Here is a 3,206-nt window from a genome sequence, read left to right as displayed (position 1 = left end):
GGGCAGCACGCGCTTGGTGTCGGGGTGGTCGGCCTTGAGCGATCCGGGGACGCGGCTCCCGCAACCGGCCGGTCCCGGCGCTGTGGGGGCGTGGGGAGGGGCGTGCGGACCAGGGCACAGGGGGCGCGAAGTACTTAGGGTGTTAGTGCGAATGTGGTTGTTCGTCCCCATAGGCGAGTGTTTCGGTGACGAGAGAGCAGGCGCCCGAGTTGCCGGGCGCACTCGGAGCAGGGCAGGACGCGGATCTGCCGTACCAGCAGTCCGCCCTGGATGCTGCCCGGGCCGTGGCCCAGGGCGCCGCCCTGCTGGCCGCCGCGCTGGGGGCGACGGGTCTCTGTGGCTGGCTCTTCGGCATCGACGCCCTGATGCGCGTGCCCGGCGCCGACGAGGCGATGAACGCGAACAGCGCCCTGGCTCTGCTGGCACTGGGTGTCTCCTTGTTCCTGGTGGCGCGCCGCCGTGTCACCCCGTGGACGATCGCCGCGGTGCGCGCGGCCGCGGCGGTGGCCGTGGTGATCGGTGGACTCACCGTCGTGGAGTACGTGACCGGGACGGCTCTGGGCATCGACGAACTGCTCTTCGACGACGACACCGCGCGTGTGGCGGCACAGGTGCCCGGACGGATGGCGCCGAACACCGCCGTGGCATTGGTCGTCGGGGGCCTGGCCGCCCTGTGCGCGAGCGCGCCCCGGCTGTCCGCCTGGGTGAGTCAGCTCCTGGGCCTGACCGTCCTCACGCTGGGGATGCTGCGGCTGTACGGGTTCGCGTACGCCGTGCCCGAGCTGGAGCGGTTCGGCCCGTACAAGGGGATGGCCGTGTACACGGCGGTGGCCCTGGTGCTGCTGGGGATCGCGGCCTTCCTCGTCCGGCCGGACCGGGGTGCCGCCGGGCTGCTGATGAACACGGGCACCACGGGCGCGCTGGGGCGCCGGCTGTGCGCCACCGTCCTGGTGGTGCCGCCGCTGCTGGGCCGGCTCGTCCTGGTCGGTGAGGACGCGGGACTGTTCGGAACGCGGCTGGGCGCGGCGCTGCTGGTGTGCGGTCACGCGGTCGTGTTCGCCGCGGTCATCTTCTCCTCGCTGGCGGTGGGCCGGCGGGTGGAGCTGGCGCACGCCCGAGCCGCGTGGCAGGTACGGCAGGGCCGGCTGCTGCAGGCGTTCATGGACCACACGCCCGCCGTGGTGTTCATCAAGGACCTGGACGGGCGCTTCCTGGCGGTCAACACGACATTCGAGGAGAGCCTCGGGCTGTCCCGCGAACGGGTGCTGGGCCGCCGGGACCGGGATGTCATGCCGGCCGGTCTCGCGCACCAGGCGCGGGCCGCCGACCTCGCCATGCTGGCCGAGGACGCCCCCGTGCAGCGGGAGGAGCCGATCGACCTGCCGGAAGGCCGACGTGACGTCCTCACCACCCTGTTCCCGCTCAGGACCCCGTCGGGCACGCCCTACGCCGTGTGCGGTGTGGTCACCGACATCACCGAACGCGTCGCGGCCCAGCGCGAGGTCCGGCGGGCCAACAGGCGCTTCCTCGCGCTGCTGGAATCGGCCCCCGACGCCCTGCTGATCACGGACGGCCGAGGAACCATCGTCATGGCCAACGCGCAGGTGCAGAAGATGTTCGGCCATGCGCCGGCCGACCTCCTGGGCTCCACGGTCGCCGAACTGGTGCCCGTCCCGCGGCGCCGCAGGCACAGCGCGCTCCTCCATGCCTATCTGCGGCAGGCGGACCCGAAGCCCGTCGTCCTGGACCGGGGCCTGTACGGGCTGCGCAGCGACGGTGGCGAGTTCCCCGTCGAGGTGAGCCTCAGCAGCCTGCGGACCGAGGAGGAACGGCGGGTGTTCCTGACCGTACGGGACATCACCGAACGCAGACAGGCCGAGGCCGAACGCGCCGAGCGCTACGAGGAGCACCGGCGCATCGCCTACACCCTGCAGCACAGCCTCATGGGCGAGCCGACCCGCCTTCCCCACCTGCCCTGCGCCCACCGGTACCTGGCGTCCGTCCAGGACCCGGGGGTGGGCGGCGACTGGTTCGACATCGTGCCCCTGGACCGGGACCGCACCGGCATCGTCGTCGGCGACGTGATGGGCCGCGGCCTGGAGGCGGCGGCCGTCATGGGCCAGATGCGCGCGGCCTCCCACGCGCTGGCCCGCACCGGTGTACCGCCGAGCCGGCTCATGGCCGGGCTGGACGCGTTCGTCGGCGATCTGGCGGACCAGCTCGTCACCTGCGTCTACCTGGTGGTGGACCAGGGCGCCGGGGAGGTCACCCTGTGCTCGGCGGGGCATCTTCCGGTCATCGTCCTGCCCCCCGAGGGGCCGGCCCGCCGGCTCCGGGCACCGGTCGGTGTACCGCTGGGTGTCAACGACGCGTGCAGCCCAGGGGTGCCGTTCCGGCAGACGACCCAGCCGCTGCCGCCGAGCAGCGCGCTGGCGCTGTACACCGACGGGCTGGTCGAGCGGCCCGGCACCGACATCGAGGCCCAGATCGATGTCCTCGCCCACACGTTCGAGATCGCGCTGAAGGGCGCTCCCGCGGATCCCGTAAGGCTGGAACAGGCCGCGGACCGTCTGGTCGAGACGCTCATCCCGGACACGGCGGCCCATGACGACGACGTGACGCTGCTCCTGGTCGGGCTGCCCGAGCCGGGCGGAGAAGGCGCCCGCGGCTGACCGCCGTGGCGCGAGCGGGCGCTCCTCGGGCCGACGTGGGGCGGAATCTGTAAATTTGTTCAGTAGGTCCCGCGGGTGTCAGGCGTGCGACCCGCCACGCCCGTGCTGACGAACCTCGCAGGCGAGGCATTATGTCCGAGTTGAGTGCGCCGATCGTGGCCACGTTCCTCGTGTACGTGGCCGTCATGATCGGAACAGGTATCTGGGCCTACGGCCGCACTCACACCTTCGCCGACTTCGCCCTGGGCGGCCGCAGGCTCCCCGCGCTCGTCGCCGCCCTGTCCGCAGGGGCCAGCGACATGTCCGGCTGGCTGTTCCTGGCCTTTCCCGGAGCGGTGTACGCGGCCGGTGTCGGAGCCAGCTGGATCGCCGTCGGTCTGGTGATCGGCACGTACCTCAACTGGCTGTTCGTCGCGCCGAGGCTGCGCACCTACACCGAGCGCGCCGGGAACGCCGTCAGCCTGTCGGCCTACCTGGAGGAGCGGTTCGAGGACCGCACCCGGTCGCTCCGGATGGTCTCGGCGGCGGTCACGC

2 protein-coding genes are annotated in these 3,206 nt (G+C 72.4%); both read left to right on the top strand.

Annotation, left to right across the window (positions count from 1 at the left end; translation table 11 throughout):
* Positions 1-185: 185 nt before the first annotated feature.
* Positions 186-2,672: a PAS domain S-box protein gene (locus tag ACWEN3_RS44235; protein WP_452983738.1), complete on the top strand. Its 2,487-nt coding sequence runs from the start codon at positions 186-188 to the stop codon at positions 2,670-2,672.
* 131 nt (positions 2,673-2,803) lie between these two features.
* The coding region (locus tag ACWEN3_RS44230; protein WP_452983735.1) for a sodium:solute symporter family transporter at positions 2,804-3,206 on the top strand (403 nt) is incomplete at its 3' end.

The organism is Streptomyces sp. NPDC004561, from assembly GCF_053602155.1.
Note: the sequence above shows the minus strand (reverse complement) of the source record. Positions and strands in the feature narration are given on the sequence as shown.